23 protein-coding genes are annotated in these 24,324 nt (G+C 60.8%); 21 read left to right on the top strand and 2 right to left on the bottom strand.

What is annotated here, in order from left to right; translation table 11 throughout:
* Position 1 precedes the first annotated feature (1 nt).
* The 21 genes from KDW95_RS04525 to KDW95_RS04425 all read left to right on the top strand — a co-directional run bounded on the left by KDW95_RS04525 (position 2) and on the right by KDW95_RS04425 (position 21,545).
* The gene (locus tag KDW95_RS04525; protein WP_255855086.1) at positions 2-619 is read left to right on the top strand and encodes a phage virion morphogenesis protein; all 618 of its coding nucleotides are present in this window, start codon (positions 2-4) and stop codon (positions 617-619) included.
* 242 nt (positions 620-861) lie between these two features.
* Positions 862-1,809, top strand: a complete 948-nt coding sequence (locus KDW95_RS04520) for a hypothetical protein (protein WP_255855085.1) — start codon at positions 862-864, stop codon at positions 1,807-1,809.
* 12 nt (positions 1,810-1,821) lie between these two features.
* Positions 1,822-2,376, top strand: a complete 555-nt coding sequence (locus KDW95_RS04515) for a DapH/DapD/GlmU-related protein (RefSeq protein ID WP_255855084.1) — start codon at positions 1,822-1,824, stop codon at positions 2,374-2,376.
* A gap of 92 nt (positions 2,377-2,468) precedes the next feature.
* Positions 2,469-3,653 (top strand): phage protease, encoded by a 1,185-nt coding sequence (locus KDW95_RS04510; protein WP_255855083.1) that lies wholly within the window; start codon positions 2,469-2,471, stop codon positions 3,651-3,653.
* Complete coding sequence (locus tag KDW95_RS04505; protein ID WP_255855081.1) at positions 3,653-4,036, top strand: hypothetical protein; 384 nt, start codon at positions 3,653-3,655, stop codon at positions 4,034-4,036. The genes KDW95_RS04510 and KDW95_RS04505 overlap by 1 nt, the downstream gene beginning before the upstream one ends.
* Before the next feature lie 41 nt (positions 4,037-4,077).
* Positions 4,078-4,971 (top strand): Mu-like prophage major head subunit gpT family protein, encoded by an 894-nt coding sequence (locus KDW95_RS04500; protein ID WP_255855080.1) that lies wholly within the window; start codon positions 4,078-4,080, stop codon positions 4,969-4,971.
* Positions 4,972-5,057: 86 nt separating this feature from the next.
* Complete coding sequence (locus KDW95_RS04495; RefSeq protein ID WP_255855079.1) at positions 5,058-5,480, top strand: HI1506-related protein; 423 nt, start codon at positions 5,058-5,060, stop codon at positions 5,478-5,480.
* Between the two features lie 3 nt (positions 5,481-5,483).
* Positions 5,484-5,912 (top strand): gp436 family protein, encoded by a 429-nt coding sequence (locus KDW95_RS04490; RefSeq protein ID WP_255855078.1) that lies wholly within the window; start codon positions 5,484-5,486, stop codon positions 5,910-5,912.
* Positions 5,913-6,332 carry a phage tail terminator protein gene (locus tag KDW95_RS04485; protein WP_255855077.1) on the top strand — a complete coding sequence of 140 codons (420 nt, stop codon included), beginning with the start codon at positions 5,913-5,915 and terminating at the stop codon, positions 6,330-6,332. It begins immediately after the preceding gene.
* A 27-nt stretch (positions 6,333-6,359) separates the two neighbouring features.
* Positions 6,360-7,115, top strand: a complete 756-nt coding sequence (locus tag KDW95_RS04480; RefSeq protein ID WP_255855076.1) for a hypothetical protein — start codon at positions 6,360-6,362, stop codon at positions 7,113-7,115.
* Between the two features lie 92 nt (positions 7,116-7,207).
* Complete coding sequence (locus KDW95_RS04475; protein WP_255855075.1) at positions 7,208-10,552, top strand: phage tail tape measure protein; 3,345 nt, start codon at positions 7,208-7,210, stop codon at positions 10,550-10,552.
* Positions 10,549-10,914 (top strand): hypothetical protein, encoded by a 366-nt coding sequence (locus KDW95_RS04470; protein ID WP_255855074.1) that lies wholly within the window; start codon positions 10,549-10,551, stop codon positions 10,912-10,914. The genes KDW95_RS04475 and KDW95_RS04470 overlap by 4 nt, the downstream gene beginning before the upstream one ends.
* A 13-nt stretch (positions 10,915-10,927) precedes the next feature.
* The gene (locus KDW95_RS04465) at positions 10,928-14,368 is read left to right on the top strand and encodes a hypothetical protein (protein WP_255855073.1); all 3,441 of its coding nucleotides are present in this window, start codon (positions 10,928-10,930) and stop codon (positions 14,366-14,368) included.
* Complete coding sequence (locus tag KDW95_RS04460) at positions 14,368-15,246, top strand: LamG domain-containing protein (protein ID WP_255855072.1); 879 nt, start codon at positions 14,368-14,370, stop codon at positions 15,244-15,246. The genes KDW95_RS04465 and KDW95_RS04460 overlap by 1 nt, the downstream gene beginning before the upstream one ends.
* A 1-nt stretch (position 15,247) precedes the next feature.
* The gene (locus tag KDW95_RS04455) at positions 15,248-15,829 is read left to right on the top strand and encodes a hypothetical protein (protein ID WP_255855071.1); all 582 of its coding nucleotides are present in this window, start codon (positions 15,248-15,250) and stop codon (positions 15,827-15,829) included.
* Positions 15,830-18,034, top strand: a complete 2,205-nt coding sequence (locus KDW95_RS04450; RefSeq protein WP_255855070.1) for a hypothetical protein — start codon at positions 15,830-15,832, stop codon at positions 18,032-18,034.
* Positions 18,035-18,043: 9 nt separating this feature from the next.
* Complete coding sequence (locus KDW95_RS04445; protein ID WP_255855069.1) at positions 18,044-18,274, top strand: hypothetical protein; 231 nt, start codon at positions 18,044-18,046, stop codon at positions 18,272-18,274.
* A 152-nt stretch (positions 18,275-18,426) separates the two neighbouring features.
* Entirely contained in the window at positions 18,427-18,591 is a 165-nt protein-coding gene (locus KDW95_RS04440; protein ID WP_255855068.1) for a Com family DNA-binding transcriptional regulator, read from the top strand.
* Complete coding sequence (locus tag KDW95_RS04435; RefSeq protein ID WP_255855067.1) at positions 18,584-19,384, top strand: DNA adenine methylase; 801 nt, start codon at positions 18,584-18,586, stop codon at positions 19,382-19,384. The genes KDW95_RS04440 and KDW95_RS04435 overlap by 8 nt, the downstream gene beginning before the upstream one ends.
* An 89-nt stretch (positions 19,385-19,473) precedes the next feature.
* Positions 19,474-20,757, top strand: coding sequence for a pentapeptide repeat-containing protein (locus tag KDW95_RS04430; RefSeq protein ID WP_255855066.1), 1,284 nt, complete (start codon positions 19,474-19,476; stop codon positions 20,755-20,757).
* A 158-nt stretch (positions 20,758-20,915) separates the two neighbouring features.
* Positions 20,916-21,545 (top strand): tRNA-(ms[2]io[6]A)-hydroxylase, encoded by a 630-nt coding sequence (locus KDW95_RS04425; RefSeq protein ID WP_255855064.1) that lies wholly within the window; start codon positions 20,916-20,918, stop codon positions 21,543-21,545.
* A gap of 276 nt (positions 21,546-21,821) precedes the next feature.
* Here the strand turns inward: KDW95_RS04425 and pyk are convergent, their stop codons facing one another.
* Positions 21,822-23,270: a pyruvate kinase gene (pyk, locus tag KDW95_RS04420; protein ID WP_255855063.1), complete on the bottom strand. Its 1,449-nt coding sequence runs from the start codon at positions 23,268-23,270 to the stop codon at positions 21,822-21,824.
* 15 nt (positions 23,271-23,285) lie between these two features.
* On the bottom strand, positions 23,286-24,290 hold the full coding sequence (gene gap, locus KDW95_RS04415) for a type I glyceraldehyde-3-phosphate dehydrogenase (protein WP_255855062.1): 1,005 nt from the start codon (positions 24,288-24,290) through the stop codon (positions 23,286-23,288).
* Between the last annotated feature and the right edge of the window lie 34 nt (positions 24,291-24,324).

Below are 24,324 nucleotides of genomic sequence, written 5' to 3'. Positions count from 1 at the left end.
CATGGCCGGTGCCCGTACCCGTATCGAGAATAGCCTGAGCGTTGAATACGACGATGGCAACCTGCAGAGCACCATCAATCGGCTGATCGCGCTGACCAGCGACCTGACCCCGGTAAACATCGAGATCGCCGAGTACCTGCACCGCCGCACCCGTGACCACTTCGACAGCGAGCAGGGGCCCGATGGCGTCGCCTGGGCCAAGGTATCGCCCGCCACCCAGGCGCAGAAGGATCAGGGCTACAACATCGGCGGCTCGCGCACCGCACTGCCGATCCCGGGCAAGACGCTGCACGGTGCCACCCTGCACCTGCGCGATACCCTCTATCCGTTCTGGGGCAAGGACGAGGCCGGTGTCAGCACCGGGCCTGCCACCCAGGACTACGCCGCCGCCCACCAGTTCGGCACCCAGGGCATGCAGATACAGGTGCCCGCGCACCAGCGCCTGGTGACCCAGGCGTTCGGACAGATGCTGAAGTTTCCGGTCTGGTCCAATGTGCGCGCCCACAGCTTCGCCGGCAACACCCCGGCCCGGCCTTACCTGGGGCTCGGCAAGGATGACGAGCGCGAGGTGCTGGAGATCCTGGAGGACGAGATCCTATCCATGATGCTGGGCGCCTGAGAGCCGTTCTAAGCGACGTAAGGGTGGCGGGGTATCGTTGCATGGGTCGGACGGCGTTAAACGAGTCTGTGGGAGATTAAACAGGGTTTGAGAAGCGTTGACCGGGCGGGCTGAGCTCTTGAGAGAACAAATTACGCACATAGAGAAGGCTACACAGCGCTCTTGGCTGGCTCTCGTTATATCTAAGGTGTAATCTCGATCGATAGATCGGTGATGCTTCAATCTAGTAGCAGGGAGTCAAAATGTTCGAGGGAAAAGAATTTAGTCTCGATACCGTACTAGCTTCGCTAGATCAACTTCGAATTCCATATAGAGTCTCAACCCCACATAGTGAACGCGGGTATTCGTTCAAAAGCTTGAGGGAGATTGGCGATTATGGGATATTCTTTTTTGTGGGTGGTTTTAAAAATAAACCCCTAATTAAGAATTCTATCATTTTATGCGTTGAGAATGATTATGGCTGTGAAGGGAATATTACTATAGCGGTAGAAGACCCTCAGCTAGTTTTTTATAAGTTGTCAGCTCTCTTGCTAACTGATAAAAAGAAAAAGTCTGGAATTCACGAAACTGCTATCGTAGACCCCAACGCTATCATATCTCCCGATGCTTATATTGGGCCTTATTGCGTAGTGGAAAATTGTGAAATTAAATCTGGGGTGAGGCTACATTCTCATGTGACTATAATGAGTGGCACTACGATTGAGGAAGATGTCGTAGTTGAGCCTCACTCTACGATTGGTGCGACAGGTGTTGCCTGGATATGGGATCCGGAAACGCGGGAGCGTGTAATCCAACCTCAGACAGGTTATACCCTGATAGGTAGAGGAAGCTTCCTAGGAAGCGATATTTCTGTTGTTAGAGGGTCGATCAACGAGTCCACTGTGATTGGTAGAGGTTGCGTTATTGCCCATGGCAGTAAAATTGGACATGGAGCAAAGGTAGGAGATGAATGCCACTTCGCGAATAACGTATCTATCGCTGGAAATGTGACTTTGGGTAATCAATGCTTTCTGGGGTCTGGGGCTGTTGTTCGGCCCCAGACGAAACTGGCCGAATGCACAGTTGTTGGGGCTGGAGCGGTGGTGGTGAAGGATTGTGAGGAAAAAGGATGCCTACTTATGGGAGTGCCTGCAAAGCGTTCGACTCCTGATCAGACGAGGTTATCCGGTGTGCCAAAACAGTTAGATTAAAAGGAATGTACCATGTCAAGAATGAGCATAATATCGGAAAAAGCTAAAGTATCTGCCAGTGTTAAAATTGGCAGGTTCTGCATTGTAGAAGACAATGTTGAGTTAGCAGACGGGGTGGTTGTTGAGGACTACGTCATGATATTGGAAGGCAGTAAAATAGGAAGTAATACTAGAATAGGCACGTATACGAAGGTCGGAAAGAATGTTGTTATAGGTAGTAACTGTTCATTTACTTCTTACTGTGAAATCCGTGATAACTGTGCATTGGGAGACAGCGTTACGATGGGTAGCCGCTGTACGTTGTCGGCCAACACTATCGTCGAAGATGACGTAATTATGAAATATGCCTTCGTAGTGACAGATACGCCTGATCTTACAAACAATAACCAAAAAGCAACGGGGTACCTTAAGAAAGGCTCACGCTTTGGTGCTAGTGTCGTGATCATGCCGTCTGTAACAATTGGGGAAAACGCAGAAATTGGCGCTTGCTCCCAGGTGAGGAAGGACGTCCCTGACAGTGAAGTTTGGTTCGGTATGCCTGCAAAATTTTATAGGAAGGCAGATTGAGCTGTATTCAGAAGTTCAAGCTAAAGCTTTAAGCACAAAACCTCCAACCCACGTTAAACCACTTCCCCCGCTCATACCGCCATCATGGCGGTATGAGCACATTCAAACCCCACACAGTCATCCCTGGCCTGGCCGCCCTCAGTGCCCGCACCGAGTCTTCGGTGGCGGCGCTGGCGCTCGACCTCGCCGCTGACGGCAACGGCTGGCAGCAGCTGCTGCCGGCAGGGCGCTTCAGCGCCATCGATGGCCGTCCGTTCGATGTGCCGGGCGGGCAGTGGCAGATCGATGCCGACATTGCTGCAAGGCTGATTGCCCAGGCGACGGCCGCTGCCAATGACTTTGTCATCGACTACGAACACCAGACCCTCTATTCAGAGACCAACGGCCAGCCGGCGCCCGCCGCTGCCTGGTTCAAGGACATGGAGTGGCGGGAAGGTTCCGGGCTATGGATTCGCCCGCAGTGGACCGCCCGTGCCCGCGATCATATCCAGAACGGCGAATACAAATACCTGTCTGCCGTTTTCTCCTACGACAAGGACACCGGCACGCCCTTGCTGATGCACAGCGCGGCCCTGGTCAATCGCCCCGGCATTGATGGCCTGCAGGCGCTGGAGGCACTGAGCGCCCGCCTTAACCGGCTACCCCTTCAACTGGCACCCACTCACCCGGCACCTTTGCCCCCCAATGAACAGGAGCAGCACCCCATGAACAAAGCAATGCGCACACTGCTGGCCACGCTCGGCATCGAGATCGCGGACGACGGCGAACTGACCGACGCGCAGGGCAGTGCAGCACTCGCGGCACTGTCGGCCCTGCAGAGCCAGGCCGACCAGGGCAAGGCACTGGAAACCGAAGTGGCGACGCTCAAGGCCAATGCCAGCGATGCCAAAGGAAAGGACAAGGATGTCGATCTGTCCCGATACGTGCCGGCCGCCACCTACAACGCCCTGGTCACTGAAATGGCCACGCTTAAGGCCGGCAGCGACCAGACCAGCGTCGAGCAGCTGCTCAAGGATGCCCGCAGCGAAGGTCGCGTGCTGGCCGCCGAGCAGGATTACCTGCAGCAGTTCGCCGCCCAGCAGGGTGTGGCGGCGTTGAAGGCGCTGATCGAGGCGCGCCCGGCGGTGGCCGCACTCAAGGGCCACCAGTCCCACGACAAGGCACCGCCCAAGGACAAAGCCAAAGACGACGACCTGAGTGCCGAGGATCTGGCGGTGCTCAAGGCCACGGGCCTGAGCCGTGAAGACTTCCTTAAATCCAAGCAGGAGCTGAACTGATGGGAGCTATTGCAGAGCGTTTGGGGCGCAAGCGCGCCTACCCGGTGAAGGCGGCCACTGTGCTGAGCCAGAACGAGCCGGCACTGCTGGCCAGCGGCTACCTGACCCCGGTGTCGGGCGGCAGCGGCACCAGCGTGGGGGTCACCACCCTGGGGGCAGACAACAGCACCGGCGCCAACGGCGATGTGCATGCCGAGGTGGTCACCGGTGAACACAAGTTCATCAATAACGCCGCCGACATCACCGCCGCCATGGTGGGCGCCACCGCCTACTGGGTGGATGCCAGCACGGTGTCGTCCGACGACGCCACCGCCAGCCGCCCGGCCGCCGGCACCATCACCCAGGTCGACAGCGACGGCGTCTGGATCGATATCGGCGTTTAACAGCGGTTAAACCTCGCCTTAATGCTCAGGAGACATAACGCATGAACATTTCCCCCAGCGCCTTGAAAGCGCTTTACAGCGCGGTTAACGCCGCGTTCCAGCAGGGGCGGGCGTCCTACGCGCCGCTGTGGAAGGAGGTCGCCACCCTGGTGCCGTCGACCACTGCTCAGGAAGATTACAGCTGGCTGGGCGAGTTCAGCCGCCTGCGCGAGTGGCTGGGCGATCGCCAGGTCAACCGCCTGAAGGTGTACGACTACTCGCTGAAGAACAAGAAGTTCGAGGCCACCGAGGGTATCCCGGCCGAGCGCATCGAAGACGATGCCTATGGCGTGCTGATGCCTAAGTTCCAGGACATGGGATACGCCGCCGCCACCCACCCGGATGAACTGGTGTTCGCGCTGCTGGCCGCCGGCTTCAGCACCCCGTGCTACGACGGCCAGTACTTTTTCGACACCGATCACCCGGTGGGCGAGGGCGAAAGCGCCGCCTCGGTCAGCAACATGCAGGCCGGTTCCAGCCCCGCCTGGTTCCTGCTGGATACCGGCCGCCCGTTGAAACCCTTGATCTTCCAGCGCCGGCGCGAGTACCGCCTTATCGCCAAGACCGATGCCGGCAACAGCGACCATGTGTTCATGGCCGACGAATACCTCTACGGCGTGGATGCCCGCGTCAACGCAGGCTTTGGCTTCTGGCAGATGGCGTTTGGCTCCAAAGCAGTGTTGAACGCGACCAATTTTGATGCCGCGATGGCCGCGATGGGGGGGCTCAAGTCCGACAAGGGTCGCCCGCTGGGCATCATGCCCAAGGTGCTGGTTGTGGGGCCGTCTAACCGAGCCAACGCCAATGCCGTGGTTGCGGCAGAGCGCCTGGCCAACGGCGGCAGCAATACCAACTGGCAGGCCGTTGAGGTGAAAGTGGTGCCATGGCTGGAATAAGCCCCGGCCGCTGAACCGGACGGCCCCACCCACGTGTGGCCGGCCGGCCCTTAAACCTGGTCTCTTTAAAGTAGGGGAAGTATGCAATGTCGATTCGTATTTCATCTGCTGTCGAGGGCTTTCGCCGTGCTGGTATCGCTCACTCGATGGTTGCCAAGACTTATCCAGACGATTTTTTCAGCGCCAAACAACTGGAACAGCTCAAGGCTGAGCCGCGTCTGGCAGTGGCGATCATCCCCGATAGCGCTGCAGACGGTGCGCCGGCAAGTGCGCCTGCTGAGCCGCAAGGGGCCCTGGTGCCAGGTGTTCTTTCTGACCGCCTAGCGGGCGCGCCAGGGGATCACCTGCTGCAGCCGCTGATCGAGATTATCGCCGGGCTCGATCCCGAAGATGCCAGCGTCTGGAACCAGGACGGCACGCCCAAGGCGGCGGTGTTCCCCAAGGGCACGGGCGCTGCGGATCGTGCCAATGCCTGGGAGCTGTTCCAGGCGCAGGCCAGCGAGGCGTAACGGATGACCGTCTACGCCACCCAGGCCGATCTGGTGCAGCGCTTCGGCGAGGCTGAGCTGATCAGCCTCACCGATCGCGACGGTACGGCTGGGGCCATTGTCGCCAGCGTGATCGACCAGGTGCTGGCCGATGCCAGTGCCGAGATCGACGGCTATATCGGCGGCCGTTACAAGCTGCCGCTGGCCAGCGTGCCGGCGGTGTTGAACCGGCTGTGCTGCGATATCGCCCGCTTCCTGCTGTACGACGTGCGGGCAGATGAGCAGCTGACCAAGCGCTACGACGCGGTGATCAAGTTCCTCACGGCGCTGGGCAAGGGCGACCTGAGCCTGGGGCTGCAGGACGAAGGCGAGGCGGGCCCGAGCCAGAACCTGGCCGAGATCCAGTCCGATGGCCATGTGTTCCGCCGTGGCAACAGCAAGGGGTTTATCTAGATGCAGCAGCTGGCAGACGACTACCTGGCGGCGGAACCCGCGATCGTCGCCGCGCTGCAGGCGGTGCAGGGGCTGCGCAAGGTGTACGTCAGCGCGGATCTGGCCGACATGGCCGAGAACAGCCAGGTAACGCCAGCGGCCCATGTCATCTACTTCGGTGACCGCGTGCAGGACAACGCCCAGGGCGGGGCGCTGGGGCACGCCGATCAGACCTGGCTGGTGATTCTGGCGGTGCACCAGGTGCGCGATGGCAACCAGGCCGGACCCCTGATCAGCGCCCTGATCAAAACCCTCTGTGGCCACCATGGTCCGCTCGGCAACCTCACCCGGGCCAATGCCCCCAAACCTTATTTCAGCGGTGGCTTCGGCTACTACCCCCTGGCGTTCAACCTCAAGTTTCGAACCAAAGCCAACCGTTAAAAAAGCCAACCGTTAAGGAGCTATGCCATGTCTGGATTACTACTCGCCGGCGACGTCTACTTCGACCGCCTCACCGATGCCGGTGTTTCCACCGGTCTGGTGGGCCCGATCAACGTCACCCAGCTGCAGATCAATACGCCGTCAGAGTCGGTCGACCGGACCTCGAAGAAAAAGACCAGCTACGGCCAGGTGCTCGACTCCGTGGTGCTGCCCCAGCCCACCGAACTGACCATCGCCATTGATGACCAGCCCGCCGATCTGCTGGCCCTGGCATTGCTGGGCGATGTTGAGGTGCTCAACCAGGCCAGCGCCAGCGTGTCGGCGGCGGCTTTCACCCTGCCGGCGGCTAACAAGTGGCTCAAGCTGCCCCAGGGCAATCTGGCCAGCGCGGGTCTCGCGGTGTTCGAGTCCGATGGCGTCACCGGTATCGCGGCCGCCGCCTACGAAATCAACTATGCCCTGGGCATGATCCGCACCACGCCGGATGGCGTGCTGGATACCGGCAGCAGCACCGACATCAAGATGGATTACACCCACAACGCCATCAGCGGCAGCCGCATCAAGGGCGCTATCCGCTCGATCATCCGCGTCAAGCTGTACCTGGACGGCACCAACCTGGCCACCGGCTTGCCGGTCAAGCTGCAGATCCCCGAAGCCGTGGTCGCACCCACCGAGGCGGTGGATCTGTTCGCCAGCGAATACGTCAGCGCCACGCTCGCGGGCAAGATCAAGCTGCTCGATGGCGAGACCGCGCCCTTCTACCTGGATCAGGAAAGCGCCTGAGCCTGGATAGGCCCCACGCAATACACCCCGCACCTTAGCAGCAGGGGCCGGCCTGCCGGCCCTTTCCGTATAGCTACCTAACCGGTACCGCCATGTCCGCCCGCGACCTTGCCCTCAATCTGCTTATCAAAGCCAGGAACCTGGCCAGCAAGCCGCTGGCCGGGTTTCGTGATGAGGTGCAAGAAACCGGTGAACAGGCCGAACAGCTGGGCGAGTCGCTGGATAAAACCGTCACCCAGACCGACAAGTTCGGCAACCAGCTCACCGAGGTCGACAAGGCCGGCGGGCGCTTTATCGATACGTCCGGCCGCATGCGCGAGGCCAACGGCCGCTATGTAAAAAGCGCCGAGCTGGCGCACCGGGGTACGGGCCGGTTCCGCGATGATCTCAAAGACGTCGACCGCCAGGCAGACAAGACCGCCACGGGTCTTGGCAAGCTGAAGAAGCGCATCGGCGCGCTCTTTGTCGGCGGTGTGGCCACGGCGGGGCTGGCCAACCTGTTCGGCGGTGCACTGCGCTCCAGCGCGGCCTTCGAGCGTCAGATGAACAAGGTGGAGGCCGTCACCGCCGCCAGCGCCGAGCAGATGCGCCAGCTCACCGCCGCCGCCGAAGAGGCCGGCGCCACCACCCAGTACACCGCTACCCAGGCGGGGCAGGGGCTGGAGATCCTCGCCCGCGCCGGTTACAACGCCCAGCAGTCGATCGGCCTGCTGCCGACCCTGCTGGCGGTGGCCACCGCCGAGAGCCTGGGGCTCGAAGAAGCCGCCGGGCTGGTGTCCGATACGCTGTCGGTGATGCAGCTGGAGGTCGAGAAGGGCGGCATGGCCGCCGACGTGCTGGCGCTGGGTTCATCCCTGGCCAACACCAAGATGGTCGATCTTGGCAACGCCATCAGCTATACCGGCTCCCAGGCCCGCGCCCGGGGGCTGGATCTGCAGCAGCTCACCGCCGTGCTGGATGTGCTGGGCAAGCACGCCCTGCGCGGGGAGCGTGCCGGTACCGGCCTGCGGGCGATCCTGGCACAGCTGGAAGACCCGGCCAGTAAGGCGAGCAAGGAACTCACCAAGCTTGGCATCCCCACCGGCAACTTTATCGAGATGATCGATGCCCTGGCCAAGACCGGTGACCGCGGCAAGGCCGCGATCAATGCCTTCGGTATCGAGGCAGGCCCCGCGCTGCGGGCGCTGCTGGCAGAAGGCTCCGAGGGTATCCGCGAGTTTGAAGCCGAACTGCGCAATGCCGATGGTGCCGCCAAGAAGATGGCCGACACCGCCACCGACGACCTCACCGGCGCCTGGACGGGCTTTGGCAGCGCCTGGGATGCGTTGCGCAAGATCCTGACCAACCCGCTGCTGGTACCGCTGGCCACCGAAGTGGGCCAACTCACCGCCAAGATGCGCGAACTGGCCGCCGACGGCAGCCTGCGGGTATTTGGCGAAGGGCTGAGCTTTACCCTGACGCGCCTCTCCGGCGCCATCCAGGTCATCTACAACACCGTCACCTTTGCCATCAAGGGCATCGGTACCTTCGTCTCGGCCGTGGTGTTCGAGATCGCCCGCACCGAGCTGGCGCTGGCCAAGATCCTCAACCGCCTGGGCATCGTCGCCGATGAGACAGTCAAGAAGCTGGAGATCGAAGTCGGCGCCCTCGGGGCCGTGGTTGAGAACTTCGCCAGGCAGGGCCAGCAGGATCTGGATGATATGGGCCAGGGCTGGCGCCGGCTCACGGGCCAGGTGGAACTCAGCGCCAGCGAGTCGACCGCCGCCCAGCAGACGCTGCAGCAGGAAACGCAGAACACGGGCGCCGCTGCGAAGCAGGCGGGGGAAGATGCCAAGGCCGGGGCTGATGTCGCCAAAGCCGCTGCCGCCGAGCTGGTCACGGCCTTCACCGATGCCCGTACCGAGGGCGAGTCGACCCAGGCGGCGCTGCAAAGCCTGTTCGAAAACCTCAATACCGCCAGCCCCGACAGCATCCAGGTGCTGGGCCTCGCGCTGGATCAGCTGCGCGAGAGCGGCGCGCTCACCGATGCGCAGATCCGCGAAGGCCTGGCCAAGACCCTGAGCACGCTCAGTACCGAGCAGCTCGCCGAGTTCAAGCAGAACGCCAAGCAGGCCTTCAAGGAAGGCGAGCAGGGCGCCCGCAGCATGGCCCTGGTGGTGAACTCCGTGCTGGATGCCAGCCTGATCAAGCTGGGGGTGGATGTCGAAGAGGTGCGCACCGGCATCAATAGAACCGGCCGCGAGGCGGTGCAGTCCTTCGGTACCGTGGTCGAGCAGCTGCAGGCCGCCGGCATCCAGGGCAAGGAAGCAGCGGGCATTATCCGCGCCAGCTTCGAAAAGGCGTTTAACCAGATCGAAAACAAGGCCGCGCTGGATCAGCTCAAGGCCCAGCTGGTGGCGTCCCTCAAGGCCGGGCAGATATCGGCGCAGGAGTACTACACCGCCCTGGCCGCCATCGAGCAGAAGTACAAGGAACTCAAGGCCACGGCTGAGGATTCCATGTTCAGCCAGGTGAAGTCGCTCAAGGGGGCCGAGGATCAGGCCCGCAAGACCGCCAGGGCCGTGGGCGATCAGGCGCAGTCCACCGCCGACGACACCCGGCAGACGCAGCGCAATACCGATGCCCAGGACAAGAATACCGAGTCGGTAAAGCGGCGCAGCAGTGCCTTTACCCTGGCCGGCCTGTCGGTGGATGAACTGGCGGCCAAGTCCGATGCCCTGGGGCGGGCCGCCGAGGCAGCGCTGATGCGCATCAAGACCGCCCAGAATGGCGTGGATGTGCGGCCGTTCGCCGATGCCTGGTGGGAAGCGGACGACAGCATGAAGCGCCTGCTGGCGCAGTACGACAAGCAACAGGCCGCCGCCCAGCGCATGGTTGCCAGCCTGCAGGCGGGCGGTGCCGAAGCCGGTCGCCTGGCCCAGCAGGGCACCCGGGCATTACAGGGCTTTACGCTGCTGGGTGAGCAGGATCTGAGCCCCCTGCGCCACGCGCTCAACGCTGCCCGCCAGACCGCCGACCAGCTCACCGGCTCGCTATCCAGCACCGTGGCAGGCCTGCGCGATGAACTGGATCAGCTCAAGGGGGATACCGCCGCCATCGATCAGCGTCGCTACCAGAGCCGCCTGGCCGAGCTGAACACGGCGCTGGCGGATGCCCGGGCGCGCAACAATCAGGCCGCCGTGCGCGAAGCCCAGGAGGCCATCCGGCTGCTGCAACAGGCCAACCAGCTGCGCCAGCGCCAGGCGCAATCCACTCCGGCCCGCACGGGACAGGCTACGAATCTGGGCGGCATCCCCACCGCCAGCCCCCAGATCAGCAACAACACCGTGACCCTGCAGTTCAGCAGCCGGGGCCAGAACTACGCCATCAACACCGATGATGCCGCCGCCCAGGCGCTGCTCGAACGCCTGGCCGACGTAGGAGCCGTAACCCGATGATCAGCCTGGATGCCATCACGCTGCCAAGCGAACTGCAGTGGCAGGACGAATTCAGCTGGAGCGCCGTGCGCCAAAGCGCCGAGGTGAGTCTCGCCGGCAGCCTCGTGGTGCAGGAAGCGGCCCAGCAGGCCGGCCGCCCCATCACCCTGGTCGGTGGCTGGATCAGCCGGGGCGTACTCAAACAGCTGTATGCCATGGCCCAGGTGGCTGCCACCGAGCGCACCCTGGTGATCGGCGCCGACAGCTACCAGGTGCTGTTCCGCCACGCCGAACAAGCCATTGAAGCGATACCGATCAAGCCCTGCGAAGACCCGAGCGACGACGATTTTTACCAGATTAACCTGCGTTTTATAGCTGTTTAAACAGGGAGCCCGCATGACCATTTTAGAATCCGATATCAAGCTCATGGCCTCCGAACGGCTGCTCGACGTAGACGACGGCGGCGGCCTGATGTCCGCCGTGGAAGTGGTGGACGGGGTGGTGAACAACCTGTTCCCGGATATCAGCCGGCTGGATCGTACCTATGGCCGCGTTAACCTGCGCAAAGCCTATGCGGCGGTAAGAACGGCGAACCGCGACCTGTACTACGGCAGCCACGCCATCATCACCGATGCGCCGGATGACGGCAAAGTGTCGGTGGTCATGTTCACCACCGGCAGTTATACGGATGAGCGCGCCCAGGCGCAGGACCGCATCGAGAGCTACGTGGTGCAGGGCCCCGAATCGCGCTACGTGCTGCTGGGCGACCAGCTTATCGGTCAGCGCCTGATCACCGTCTATGCCCGGCTCGATGTCGAGAGCCCGGAAGTCGGTACCGTCTACCTGCTGAGCAACGAAAACAGCGCCGGCACCATCATCGGCGAACAGCAGTACGTGCGCGTCAATGATGTATCGGGCGAGATCCGCGAGTTCGAAGACAGCAGCGGCGTGTTCAGCCGCCAGGTGTTCACCATCGAGATCGGCTCGGCGCTGCGTCGTACCTTCGATGGTCCCGACACCGCCGTGCGCATCTCCAAGCACGGCAGCCCGAGCCTGGTGCGTACCACTCTGGTGGCCGATGCCAGCAAGTACTTCGGTATCGTGCCGCTGGCCGACGCCATCGCCCCCGGCGACCTCACCATCAAGGCGGCCAGCGTCTACGGCCAGCTGGTGCCGGCCGCGACAGTCGAAAGCCCGGTGGTGGATATCCAGGCCGGTGCCGATCGCCTCAACGTGCAGGCGGCCAGTGCGAGCAGCTACAGCGTCACCTCGACCCGCGCCTCAACCGTGGGCTTTGGCCGTGCCGTCACGCCGGGCAGCGTCACTGTGCGCTGGTACACCAGCAGCACCACCTATTTCACCGCCCTGGATGATGGCGCCGGCAATATAATCGTGACCAGTACGGCCAGCACCAGCTATGCCGTGGTGGGCGAAAGCGTGGCCACCATCGACTACGCCACCGGTGTGCTCAGTGATGTGAAGGCCGTCGGCAATAACCTGCAGACCACCGCCATTCCGGGCGTTGCGATCTATGATGTCGCCCACACCGATGCCGAGGCCGTGGAGCTGGCCAACCGGGGTTACAACTACCTCAAAACCCTGCGCCCGATCCCGCACCCCGGCACCCTCACCGTCGATTACATGGTGCTCGGCAAATGGTACCGCCTGCGCGATCGCGGCGACGGCGTGCTGGAAGATGACTCCGGCGGTACCGGCACCATCGACTATGCCACAGGCGCCGTGGTCGCCACCCTGGGCGCACTGCCGGACACCGGCAGCACCGTGATCTACACCTGGGCGACCAATGCCCATTACGAGATCCGCGATACCGACACCGATATCGAGCTGCCCACCATCACCACCACGGTCAGCGCCGGCGATATCCTGCCGGGCAGCCTGGTGATCAGCTGGGAGTCCGGCGCTGTTACCAAAACCGCCACCGACGATGGCGCTGGCAACCTGATCGGCGACGGGGCCGGCCGTGTGATCTACGGCCTGGGCCAGATCGGCATCAAGCCCAATGCGCTGCCTGATTCCGGCAGCCTGCTGCAGATCGACTACGACAAGGGCACCCAGCAAAGCGCGCTGCTGACCCCGGGCCTCATCGGCGATGATGCCGTGTTCACCCTGGCCAACGCCCCGGTGGAGCCCAAGACCTTCGCCGCCAGCTACGACAGCACCCGTACCGTGCGCCATTACCGGGGCACCAAGGAGCAGACCACCTCGATCACTGTGACAGACGATGGTGCCGGCAACCTCAGCAACGGCGGCACTATCAACTACGCCACCGGCGAAGTCGTCTTGCCGGTGCGCGGTGATTACAATCTCGATAGCTATATCGTCAGCAGCGGGACCGGCAGTGGCGGCACCTGGGGCAACCTCACCCAGACCACGATCTATGGCGGTTCGGTGCAGGTGAAATACAACCAGGACAGCGTACTGCCGGTGGCGCAGAGCGAAACCGCCGCCTTGCCCTCGATCACCTTTGATCTGACCCCGCTCACCACTCGCAACATCATGACGGGCAGCGTCGAGTTCGTGTGGAACGGCAAGACCTACATTGATCGGGAAGGCAGCATCTATACCGACCTGAACCGCGACAGCGGGGCCGCCACCGCCGTAGGGCTGATCGACTACGAAACCGGCCAGATCAGCCTGGATGAGTACAACGGCGGCGCCAACAGCGTGACCATGCGCAGCCTGCTGGTGACCCGGGGCGCCTGGACGGCCGACAAGATGTATTTCCGTACCCCGGGCGCGCCGCTGCGCCCGGCATCCTTCTACTTGCGCGCCACTCAGCCCGACGGCAGCGTGGTCAGCGCCACCGGAACTCTGAACGGCGCCCTGGACCAGAACGGCATCACCGGCACCATCAGCTACCAGACCGGCGTGGCCGATGTGACGTTTAGCAGCGAGATCCTGCCCAGCACGGTGAAATTCAACGCCGTTGTTTACAGCATGATGCCGCTGGACGAAGCCGTGCTGGGGCTCGACCCGGTACGCCTGCCGATCGACGGCCGCGTGCCCATCATCCGCAACGGCGATGTGGTGGTGGTGCACAGCACCCAGTCTCAGACCCTGAGCAGCCCGCTGTCCGCAGGCGAAACTGCAGCGCTCAGCCGTAACGAGCTGGCCAACGCCAGCCTGAAAGACCAGGCCGGCACCGCCGTTGATCCGGCGCTGTACAGCGTCAACCGCAAAACCGGCGTCATCACCATGGCAGACCCGCTGGACCTGAGTGCCTACACCGAACCGCTGATCGCCACCCACCGCATCGAAGACATGGCACTGGTTAACGAAGCCGAAATCAACGGCACGCTCAGGCTGGTAGGCGCAATCCCGCGCGTGTACGACCCCGCTGATACCTTTGTATCCAGCGCGCTGATCTTTGGCGACATCGGCGCCCGCGTGCACCACCTGTTCAGCCAGGCAACCTGGAACAGCGTCTGGGCCGATCAGCGTGTCGGCAGCAACACCACGGCGCAATACAACGATGTTTTATATCCGCCCCAGACCGACAACAAGAACGCCATCCGCGAACGCTGGGCGCTGATCTTCACCAGTTCCACTACCTTCAACGTCGTCGGTGAGGTGGTGGGCCAGATCGCCAGCGGCAACACCGCGACCGACCTTGCGCCACTTAACCCGGCGACCGGCGAGCCCTATTTCACGCTCTATGCCGCCGGCTGGGGCAGCGGCTGGGGCAGCAACAATGTGTTGAGGTTTAACACCGATGCCGCGCATGCGCCGATATGGATTGCCAGGACAACGTTGAGCGGCACGCCGTCTCAGGAAGACGATTCGTTCAAGTTGCAGATTAGAGGGGATGCTGACTGATGGCCGTATCAATACTTTCTGCAGAGCACCCTGATCTGGTTGCGTACTACACGATGAGTAATATAGTCGGCAGTACGCTGGTCGATGAAACGGGAAATTATCCTGGGGTTATTGTTGGCGCGACTCAAGTTGCAGATGGAACAGGGCATGCTCTTGACTTTAACGGCTCTGCTGGCTACGTGAAGGTTCCGATTGCCGCGGGCTCACCACTGGACGCCCCCGCTGCAATGGCCGTCGAAATTGAATTCACGCTGCGTGATACAGCCGATGAATGCCTGTTTTCGAGGTACGCCGCGAGCAATTTAGATACGCAGATGTATATCGCGCCGGGAAATGGTTTTGTTTGGCGTAAAGCTAATACCGCGGCTTCCGTTGCTGCGGCTATTCCTGGACTCTCAAAAACGCATGCCGTGGGTCAGTACAATGGGGCCGTGTGGGAAATATTTGTTGAAGGGCAGAAGGTTGCGGAGGCGGGCTCGACCTTGAAAATGGCTTCAAATGCTGAGCCCCTGTTGATAGGCACCGATGCGGATGCCACCAATGCTGGCAGTTTGGGCAACTGGCTAAACGGGAAAATTAACAAGATCCGCTTTTTTAAGCGCACTCTTACGCCCGCGGAAATTGTAGAGCTTTACGAGGAGCGCCTGCCGTATACCGTAGCGGGAACCATCCTTCAAGACGCAGTTCCGTTGGCCGCCCAAGCCCGTATATATGATGCCGCAACAGGAGAACTTGTTGATACCGTTGTAAGTGACAGCAGTGGTGTATATCAAAAAAACCTGCCGACGGCGGCCGACGTATACGTAATGGTGGTACCGAATAGCGGCTACCGCCCGCTTATTCATGGCCCGATCAATCCCGCATTAAGGTATCCCTGATATGACCATGCTATTTGCAGACACTCTGCGTACCAACCGCGCCCAGCAGATTATCAACGCCCTGGATGCCGCCGTGACGGCAGCCACCCTGGCGGTTTATTCTGGCGGCCAGCCCGACAAGGGCCGCGATGTGTCCGCCATGGCCGCCTGGGCAGGCTCCACCGCCTACACTGCCGGCGACTATAAAACGGCGGCGGGGCACTACTACCGGGCCGAGAACAGCGGTACCAGCGCCGCCAGCGCGCCCACCTGGCCAACCAACGGTAGCACCATAGCCGACAACGACATCACCTGGCAGGACATGGGCCTGATACCGGTGTTGCTCGGCACCCTGACCTTCAGCAAACCCTGTGGCACCGTCACCGATGGCCTGCTCACCTTCGCCGCCATCACCGATGATGACGAAGCCAACGCCAGCGGTACTGCCACCTGGGCGCGTGCGCTGGATGGCGATGGCACCTTCGTGATTGATGGCGCCTGTGGCGCACTCGGTAGTGGTGCCTTCGTGGAGCTAAACACCGTCGATATTGTGGCCGGTGGCCCGTTACGCGCCACCAGCGCCGCCATTCTCGAAGCCGCCTAAATGAGCTACACGCCGCCGGCGGGGGATGCTGTCGATTTTGACCTTGCGGGCAGCTACACCGCGCCGGTGGGGGGCGCCGTCGATTTTGCGTTTGCCGGTGATGCAGTTGAGCTAAGTTTAAACGCGACCACCGCTGCGCCCACGGGCCTGATCAGCATTCTGCACGGCCAGGTACCCAGCGTCACGATCAGCGCCAGCACGGCGGCACCTACCGCTCAGCTGCAGCTGGTGCGCGGCGCCGTCGCCACCCTGGCGGCCACCACGGCCAGTCCCCAGGCGCTGATCAATGTCGAGTTTAGCAACGAGCGCCGCCTGCAGCTCTATGGTGTTACCGCATCCCCGATCCCCCAGGTTCAGCTGGTGCGCGGTGCCGTGGCCAGCATCAGCGCGACTACCGTGGCCCCAGAATCAACCCTGACGGTGGACTGGGGCGTGCCAGTGCCGCGCGCGGTGCTCAATTCAAGCGATGCCGGCCAGGCGGCGAAATGGGGCAGGGCGGCGGTGGCCGACAAGGGGCCTGATCTGGCATTCAAAAACGCCCCAGCCAAACAGCCCGACAGGTGGATTGCCTGGCAGGATGCCGAACAGATTGATGCCACCCCGCGCCTGCCCTTTGGCGTGATACCCGCCAAGCCCGCCGTTGCGGCCGTGCCCTGGAATGCCTTTGTCGCTCACCCTGGCGCGTTGTCGGCACTGGACTATAGCCACCCGCCAGCCAAACAGCCGCAGCAGGCCCAGCGCTGGGATGCGTTTAGTCAGCAGCTGGATAAGGGCAAAGGCCAGCTATGGCACTACCCGCCGGCAGTGGATCACATCAGCGGCTATCTCCACCGTCGCGTCGAGCTTTGGGGCAACAAGGCGGTATGGGATACCCGCGACTACAGGCCCCCATACCGCTATGAGGTGGATTTCAGCTTTGCCGAGGCCAGTTACATGCCACCGGCATCCACCGCCCTGGATTTTAGTTGGGGCGCTGCATCACCTTATGCGGATCAGCCGATCCGGCCGACCGATCCTGGTATCAGTATCGGCCACGATATACCGCCGCCAGTGCAAGAAAGCCGCACCGTGACCTGGGGCGCCGGCAGCTGGGAGCGCCCACCGCCGGATTACGCCACCGGCCCCGGCTGGAACACCGAACCCGACGAGCCGGCCACGCCGCCACCGATCCCGCAGATCAAAGAGGTCTACATATTTATGCCGTCACTTACGCTCTACCGCACCCCGGACGGCGCCGAGATCGAAGCGCTCAATGTCAGCTGGACCACCGATGCCGACAGCTGGGGCTGGCGCTTCAGTGCCACTCTGGCGCGGGCATCTGATCTTGCCCTGCTCAAGCCCGACAGCAACGGCCCGAAAGAGATCGCCTGCGAGATCAACGGCCACCTGTTCACCGGCCTGGTCGAAAGCTACGGCACCAGCCGCCAGTTCGGCCAGAGCGGCTACACCATCAAGGGCCGGTCCCTGAGTGCCTACCTGTCCGACCCCTACGCGCCGCTGCGCAGCAAGGCCATTGATGCCACCTACAGCGCCCGCCAGCTGGCCGAGCAGGAACTGACGAACACCGGCTGGACGCTCAACTGGCAGATCCCCGACTGGACAGTGCCGGCAGGTGCCTTCAGCTACCAGGGCAAGGACGCCATCGCGGTGATCAAGAGCATCGCAGACGCCGCCGGCGCCACCGTGCAAACCGACCCCGGCATCAAGCAGCTGCACATCTACCCGCGCTATCCGGTGAGCCCGCACCTGTGGGCCAATGTCGGCACCCCGCTCGACGCCATCCTGCCGGCTGAACTGATCAAGACCTTCGGGTCTGAATTCCGAAGCCTGCCCAAATACAACCGCAGCTTTGTGGCGGGTGGCCCGACCGGCGGCGTTATCGTCATGCTCACCCGCGACGGCACCGCCGGCGACATCCTAAGCCCCCAGATCGTGGACGGCCTCATCACCCACAGCACCGTGGGCTACGAGCGCGCCCGCAACGAACTGGCCCCCGGCGGCAGCTGGGAAAGCCTGCAGCTGGAAACCTGGCTCACTCAACAGGGTGATGCCCCCGGCCTGCTGCTGCCAGGCCACCTGGTCGAGATCCAGGACATCAGCGAGAACTACCGCGCCCAGATCAGCGCCACCACCATCACCGCTGCCAGTACTCAGGACGCACTCACCGTGCGCCAGCAACTGACCGCAGAACGCTACAACGGATAGGGAGGGAAAATGGCCAACATCTGGAAAACCTTCGAAGGGCTGCTGCCCAACGACAGCCTGACCCTGGGCACCGTGCAAACCGTCAACAGCGACGGAACCAGCACCGTGGAGCTATTGGACGGCGCCCGGGTAAGGGCAGTAGGGCAGAACGTGGCAGCAGGGAACAAGTGCTACATGAAACAGAGCCAGATCATCCAGGAGGCGCCCAACCTGCCGCAGAGCAACATGATTTTGTATTAGGCGTTTGTAACAGGAGAGAGAAGCGACCGCAGTGGTGCGCCAACACCATAGCGGCCGCCAGAACACAGTGAACAGAGCACTGTGAACCAGCCAAGGCTTCCCTGCCGTGCGCACGGCGCGGGAAAGCCTACCAGAAACCTGGATGGGTTCACATGCACGACATACGTTGTAGCCGTTGCCAGAAACTGCTGGCACGGGCTGTATTCGCAGTGATCGAGATCAAGTGTCCGCGCTGCAAAACACTAAACACCCAGAGGGCCCCGAGCCCCTTATCTGATCGCCGTCAGGCATCGGAACAGGAGCATAACCGTGGCTAAACCCATCATTCCCTGGATAGGCGGCAAGCGTAAGCTGGCGGAGCACCTGCTGCCGCTGTTCCCCGATCACAGCTGCTACGTCGAACCCTTCGCCGGCGCCGCTGCGCTGTTCTTCCTGAAGGAACCGTCGGAGGTCGAAATAATCAACGACGTCAACGGTGACCTGGTCAACCTGTACCGGGTGGTTAAACACCATTTAGAGGAGCTGTACAAACAGTTTAAATGGCTGTTATCCAGCCGCCAGCACTGGGACTGGCTGCAGGCCACCACCCCCGAAACCCTGACCGACATCCAGCGCGCGGCCCGCTTCCTGTACCTGCAAAAGCAGGCCTTCGGCGGCAAGGTCGAAGGCCAGAGCTTCGGCACCACCACGACCAGCCGCCCGCGCTTCAATATCTTCACCCTGGAGCAGGACCTGGCCGACGCCCACTATCGCCTGGCCGGCACCACCATCGAGCGCCTCGACTGGCAGCAGATCATCCGCAAGTACGACCGCCCCCACACGCTGTTCTACTGCGACCCACCGTACTGGCAGACCGAAGGCTACGGCGTCCCGTTCGGCTTCGACCACTACGAGCGCATGGCCGAACTCGCCGCAACGATAAAAGGCCAAATGATCATCAGCATCAATGACCACCCCGACATCCGTGCGGTATTCTCCAAGCTGCAAGTGATCGAAATCGACTACCAGTACACCGTAGGCGGCAACGGCAAGCCCACCGACTGCGTCGAGCTGGTCTTTGGTAATTGGAAGGATCAGCCCAAGCCACGGGGGCAGCAGGGACTATTTTAGCCTTTAACTGTCAGTCGAGGGCGAGGTGGGCACCAGTATGCTGGTAGCATTTAGAATGGCAAAACGATCAATCATTCAGGAAGAGTACCTTGGACAAGGAAAAAGCGCGAAAGGTGTTGCGCACCAACGTTCTGAACTACATACCAGCGACTACGTTGTTCTTCAAAGTAACTCTGGTCATTGTGTTGGCCATCCCTCTTGTTTGGCTGCGTTGGGACTGGATTTACGGCAACCATGAGCTCATTCGTAACATTGGCTTCGCACTGGCAGGACTGATCGGCTTTCCGATGCTTGTATGGCGTACCCGTATCGCTGATAGACAGGCGGCGACGGGAGAGGCTAGCCACGTTGCGGAGACATATACGAAAGCAATTGAGCAACTAGGCTCGACCTCTGATGACGGTAGACCTCGTTTGGAATTGCGCCTAGGGGGGCTGTACGCCCTCGAAAAGATATCGAGGAACAGTAGCGACTACCATCACCAGATCATGGAGGTGCTTTGCGCCTACATACGAATGCATGCGCCATTGGAAGGCGAGAAGCCCACTGTAGCGAAGTCTCGAAATGAGAAGAAGTGCAGCCTGCGAGTTGATATCAAGACGGCGCTGAGCATCTTGAACAGACGTAAGATTAGTCAAGACAAGGGCCAGTTCTCTTTCGATTTGGCTCACACCTTTTTGGGCTATTCAGTTCTGAGCTCATTTGACTTTTCTGGCGCAGATCTTAAAGGAACCGAATTCTGCGTGACAGACCTCGCAAACTCGAACTTTACTGGAGCACAGCTCATGTCTTCAAATTTTGCGGAGGCTGATCTCACCGGTTCGAGTTTCCAAGAAGCGTTCCTTACCGATGCGAACTTCGAAGATGCACGTATGTTTCGTGTGAATCTAAATGATGCGGTGCTCTTCCGTGCGAAGTTACAGAGAGCCGGGCTCATGAACGCCAACTTCAATGGAGCGAACCTTACTAGTGCAAACCTAGAGGAGGCGACTCTTACTGATGCAACGCTCGTTGGGGCTACCTTGGTGAAAGCCAACTTGGAAGAGTCAGATTTGATTGAGGCTAACCTACAAAACGCTAAGCTTGTACGAACCAATCTGAAGGGAGCTATATTGGTTCGCGCCAACCTAAGTGGATCAAATCTAACGAAAGCTGATCTTTCTGGTAGCGACTTGGAAGGGGCTAACTTAGCCGGGGCAGATCTATCACGAGCGAACCTTTGTGGAGCCACCCTGACAAACGCTAACCTTGCTGGTGCTAAGCTCGACTATGTAAAGCTCAAGGCGGCCGACTTAACCAAGATGAACTTGACTGGAGCCACGTATGAGAAGCTTGTCATCGTTGACGAAGAGGAAATCATGGAGGAGGGGTAGGCGCCCATGCAACCGAACCTGCTGAATGTAAATTTTTGGAGCGGCTAATCTGTGAAAAGTGACCCCATTGTGATTTACAATCCACCCGGTGAAAATTTACAAACCTCGCGGCGGGCTACAGCTGTATAATACCCGCCGTTTTTAGTGGCGGTGAAGTGATGGACATCCTCGACGAGATCAAAACATTCCTGGGGTGCGAGACACCCGATGCCTGGATCGAAGTGGCCCTGCAGAATCAGGCCTTGCTGCTGATTGACCATGCACACTGTGAGAAGAAAGCAGCCTCTACGGCGATGACGCTGATGTTTCGCTATGTGGATCGCATGGAACTGCTCAACAAGATGTCTCGCCTGGCGCGCGAGGAGCTGATTCATTTCGAGCAGGTGCTGGCGATTATCGAGTCCCGCGGCATTGAGTATCAGCATCTGCAGTCGGCGCGTTACGCCGGCGGCATGCGGGCGGCGGTGCGTAACCATGAGCCGCAACGCCTGATCGATGTGCTGATTGTGGGGGCCTTTATAGAGGCGCGTTCCTGTGAGCGCTTCGCCAGGATCGGGCCCTTGCTGGATGCCGAGCTTGCGAAATTCTATCGCTCACTGCTCAAATCCGAAGGGCGTCACTACCAGGATTACCTGACGCTGGCCGAAGATGCGGCGGGTGAGTCGATTGATGAGCGTGTCGCTTTTTTCCGAAAGATCGAAAATGAACTCATTCTTTCGCCCGACGACGAGTTCCGCTTTCACAGCGGCGTGCCATCCAGCAAGTGCGATACGAGCATCGGCATTTAACGAGCGGAGAACAAGCGCAATGCAGCCGGTGTTACTGCATGCAGACTCTGTCGATAAATAAATCGTAAAAACAATGAGTTAACTTAGGCAGTGAAAGCCAAACAGCAAGCATAAAAAAGCAGGCTGCCGGGGGAATCCGTCCGGAGCCTGCACAAGACCGTTATCGATGAATCATATCTGCAACCAATATGAGCCTGTGAGCCAACAGTTGATAACGGGAGCCACTCCGAAGAGTGAGGTGCAGGAGGCGCGGCCAGGCCGTGCCTCCCGTGTTACTTAAGCGATATCCTGACCGACCTTAACCACTTTCATGGTGTTGGTGCCGCCCTGGGCGTTCATGTAATCACCCTTGGTGATCACGACCAGGTCGCCGTCCGTCACTACGCCACGTTCGATCAGTGCGTTGATGGCGTTCTGATTGATTTCACGCGGCTCCATCTCTTCGCTATAGAACGGAATGGTCTGGACGCCGCGATACAGCGACACCCGGTGCTGGGTATCTTCGCGGCGTGACAGTGCAAAGATCGGCAGGGGCGAGCGAATGCGGGACATGAGCAGGGGGGTGAGGCCCGACTCGGTCATGCAGATGATCGCCTTGACGCCACGCAGGTGGTTGGCCGCGTAGATGGCCGACAGTGCGATGGTTTCGTCAATCGCTTCAAAATTTTCGTGGATACGGTGCTTGGACTTGTGCGTGATGGGATGGCGTTCGGCCCCCATGCACACGCGCGACATGGCTTCCACGGTTTCCACCGGGTAGTCGCCCGCGGCGGTTTCAGCCGACAGCATGACCGCATCGGTGTAATCCATCACGGCATTGGCCACATCGGATACTTCGGCGCGGGTCGGCATCGGGCTGTTGATCATCGACTCCATCATCTGGGTTGCGGTGATCACGACCTTGTTGAGGGCACGGGCACGGGCAATGATGTGCTTCTGTACCGCCACCAGTTCCGCATCGCCGATTTCCACCGCCAGGTCGCCACGGGCCACCATGACAGCTTCGGACGCGCGGATGATGCCATCCAGGATGGCGTCGTCGGCGACGGTTTCGGCACGTTCGATCTTGGCAATCAGGCCAGCACTGGAGCCTGCCGCACGCAGCAGGGTGCGGGCTTCGTCCATGTCGGAGGCGTCACGGGGAAAGGACACGGCAACATAGTCGACGCCAATGGCGGCGGCTGTCTTGATGTCTTCACGATCCTTGTCCGTCAGGGCCTTGGCCGAGAGGCCGCCGCCCAGGCGGTTGATGCCCTTGTTGTTGGACAGCACGCCGCCTACCAGTACTTCGGAGTCGATGCGGGTATCGGATACGCCGGTGACCTTCAGCTCCACACGACCATCGTCCAGCAGCAGCACATCACCGATGCGGGCATCGCGGATCAGGGCTTCAAAGTCGATGCCGACCTGGGTCTCGTCGCCGGCATCCTTGTCGAGGGTGGAGTCCAGTGCAAAGGCCTGACCCTTGGTCAGGCTGACCTTGTGGTTCCTGAAGCGCGAAATGCGAATCTTCGGCCCCTGCAGGTCACCCAGAATCGCAACAAAGCGGCCCTGTTTGCGGCTAATTTCCCGTACCAGGCTGGCGCGGGCCTGGTGGTCTGCGGCTTCCCCGTGGGAGAAGTTCAGGCGCACCACATCGGTACCTGCGGCAATCAGTTTTTCGAGCATTTCAGGGCTGCTGGTAGCGGGCCCGAGCGTAGCGACGATCTTGGTTCGGCGTAACATTGTAATGACTGCTCCTTAGGCCGGGGCGTTAACCAGGGCCAGAGTGTTGTCTAGCATGCGGTTGGAAAAGCCCCACTCGTTGTCGTACCAGGCCATGACCTTGACGAGGCGGCCGGAGACTTTGGTCTGGGTAGCGTCAAACGTCGACGACAGAGGGCAATGATTGAAATCCACAGAGACCAGCGGCAGGCTGTTAAAACCCAGAACCGGCGACTTTTCTGCTGCTGCCTGGAGCAGGGCATTAACTTCTTCCACGCTGGTGTTGCGCTCGGCAATGAATGCCAGGTCCACCAGGGAGACGTTGATGGTGGGAACACGCACCGCCATGCCATCGAACTTGCCGGCCAGCTCTGGCAGCACCAGGCCAACCGCAGCAGCGGCGCCGGTTTTGGTCGGAATCATCGACTGGGTCGCAGAGCGGGCACGGTACAGGTCGGTGTGGTACACATCCGACAGATTCTGGTCGTTGGTGTAGGCGTGAATGGTGGTCATCAGGCCGCTTTCGATGCCAATTTCGCGCTGCAGTACCTGGGCCACGGGTGCCAGGCAGTTGGTGGTGCAGGACGCGTTGGAAATAATCTCGTCACTCTGGCGCAGGGTGCTATCGTTAACACCGTAGACCACGGTGGCATCGACGCCGGTGCCGGGGGCGGAAATGATGACCTTGCGTGCGCCGGCGCTCAGGTGAGCCGCGGCTTTTTCGCGGCTGGTGAACAGGCCGGTGCACTCGTAAACAACATCAACGTCGAGCGAAGCCCAGGGCAGTTCGGCCGGGTTGCGCAGCGAGCTGATGCTGATGCGGTCGTTGTTGACGGTCATGGACTCGCCATCGTGGCTGACACTGCCGTTGAAGCGGCCATGCACGCTGTCGTACTGGAACAGGTGTGCATTGATCGCGGCATCGCCGAGGTCGTTGATGGCAACAACCTGGATGCGGTCTCGGTAATTGTTTTCGTAAAGCGCCCGCAGAACATTGCGACCAATGCGACCAAAACCATTAATAGCAACCCGTATCGTCATGTTCCAACCCTCTGCTGCGTCGATATGCCGTTTT

This window comes from Marinobacterium rhizophilum (assembly GCF_024397915.1).
Taxonomy (GTDB): domain Bacteria; phylum Pseudomonadota; class Gammaproteobacteria; order Pseudomonadales; family Balneatricaceae; genus Marinobacterium_A; species Marinobacterium_A rhizophilum_A.
This window is presented reverse-complemented; position numbering and strand designations above follow the sequence as displayed.

What these genes read in the sequence shown, in the direction of transcription:
- KDW95_RS04525 (WP_255855086.1), top strand. Translation starts at nt 2, where the DNA reads ATGGCCGGTGCCCGTACCCGTATCGAGAATAGCCTGAGCGTTGAATAC.
- KDW95_RS04520 (WP_255855085.1), top strand. Translation starts at nt 862, where the DNA reads ATGTTCGAGGGAAAAGAATTTAGTCTCGATACCGTACTAGCTTCGCTA.
- KDW95_RS04515 (WP_255855084.1), top strand. Translation starts at nt 1,822, where the DNA reads ATGTCAAGAATGAGCATAATATCGGAAAAAGCTAAAGTATCTGCCAGT.
- KDW95_RS04510 (WP_255855083.1), top strand. Translation starts at nt 2,469, where the DNA reads ATGAGCACATTCAAACCCCACACAGTCATCCCTGGCCTGGCCGCCCTC.
- KDW95_RS04505 (WP_255855081.1), top strand. Translation starts at nt 3,653, where the DNA reads ATGGGAGCTATTGCAGAGCGTTTGGGGCGCAAGCGCGCCTACCCGGTG.
- KDW95_RS04500 (WP_255855080.1), top strand. Translation starts at nt 4,078, where the DNA reads ATGAACATTTCCCCCAGCGCCTTGAAAGCGCTTTACAGCGCGGTTAAC.
- KDW95_RS04495 (WP_255855079.1), top strand. Translation starts at nt 5,058, where the DNA reads ATGTCGATTCGTATTTCATCTGCTGTCGAGGGCTTTCGCCGTGCTGGT.
- KDW95_RS04490 (WP_255855078.1), top strand. Translation starts at nt 5,484, where the DNA reads ATGACCGTCTACGCCACCCAGGCCGATCTGGTGCAGCGCTTCGGCGAG.
- KDW95_RS04485 (WP_255855077.1), top strand. Translation starts at nt 5,913, where the DNA reads ATGCAGCAGCTGGCAGACGACTACCTGGCGGCGGAACCCGCGATCGTC.
- KDW95_RS04480 (WP_255855076.1), top strand. Translation starts at nt 6,360, where the DNA reads ATGTCTGGATTACTACTCGCCGGCGACGTCTACTTCGACCGCCTCACC.
- KDW95_RS04475 (WP_255855075.1), top strand. Translation starts at nt 7,208, where the DNA reads ATGTCCGCCCGCGACCTTGCCCTCAATCTGCTTATCAAAGCCAGGAAC.
- KDW95_RS04470 (WP_255855074.1), top strand. Translation starts at nt 10,549, where the DNA reads ATGATCAGCCTGGATGCCATCACGCTGCCAAGCGAACTGCAGTGGCAG.
- KDW95_RS04465 (WP_255855073.1), top strand. Translation starts at nt 10,928, where the DNA reads ATGACCATTTTAGAATCCGATATCAAGCTCATGGCCTCCGAACGGCTG.
- KDW95_RS04460 (WP_255855072.1), top strand. Translation starts at nt 14,368, where the DNA reads ATGGCCGTATCAATACTTTCTGCAGAGCACCCTGATCTGGTTGCGTAC.
- KDW95_RS04455 (WP_255855071.1), top strand. Translation starts at nt 15,248, where the DNA reads ATGACCATGCTATTTGCAGACACTCTGCGTACCAACCGCGCCCAGCAG.
- KDW95_RS04450 (WP_255855070.1), top strand. Translation starts at nt 15,830, where the DNA reads ATGAGCTACACGCCGCCGGCGGGGGATGCTGTCGATTTTGACCTTGCG.
- KDW95_RS04445 (WP_255855069.1), top strand. Translation starts at nt 18,044, where the DNA reads ATGGCCAACATCTGGAAAACCTTCGAAGGGCTGCTGCCCAACGACAGC.
- KDW95_RS04440 (WP_255855068.1), top strand. Translation starts at nt 18,427, where the DNA reads ATGCACGACATACGTTGTAGCCGTTGCCAGAAACTGCTGGCACGGGCT.
- KDW95_RS04425 (WP_255855064.1), top strand. Translation starts at nt 20,916, where the DNA reads ATGGACATCCTCGACGAGATCAAAACATTCCTGGGGTGCGAGACACCC.
- pyk (WP_255855063.1), bottom strand. Translation starts at nt 23,270, where the DNA reads ATGTTACGCCGAACCAAGATCGTCGCTACGCTCGGGCCCGCTACCAGC.
- gap (WP_255855062.1), bottom strand. Translation starts at nt 24,290, where the DNA reads ATGACGATACGGGTTGCTATTAATGGTTTTGGTCGCATTGGTCGCAAT.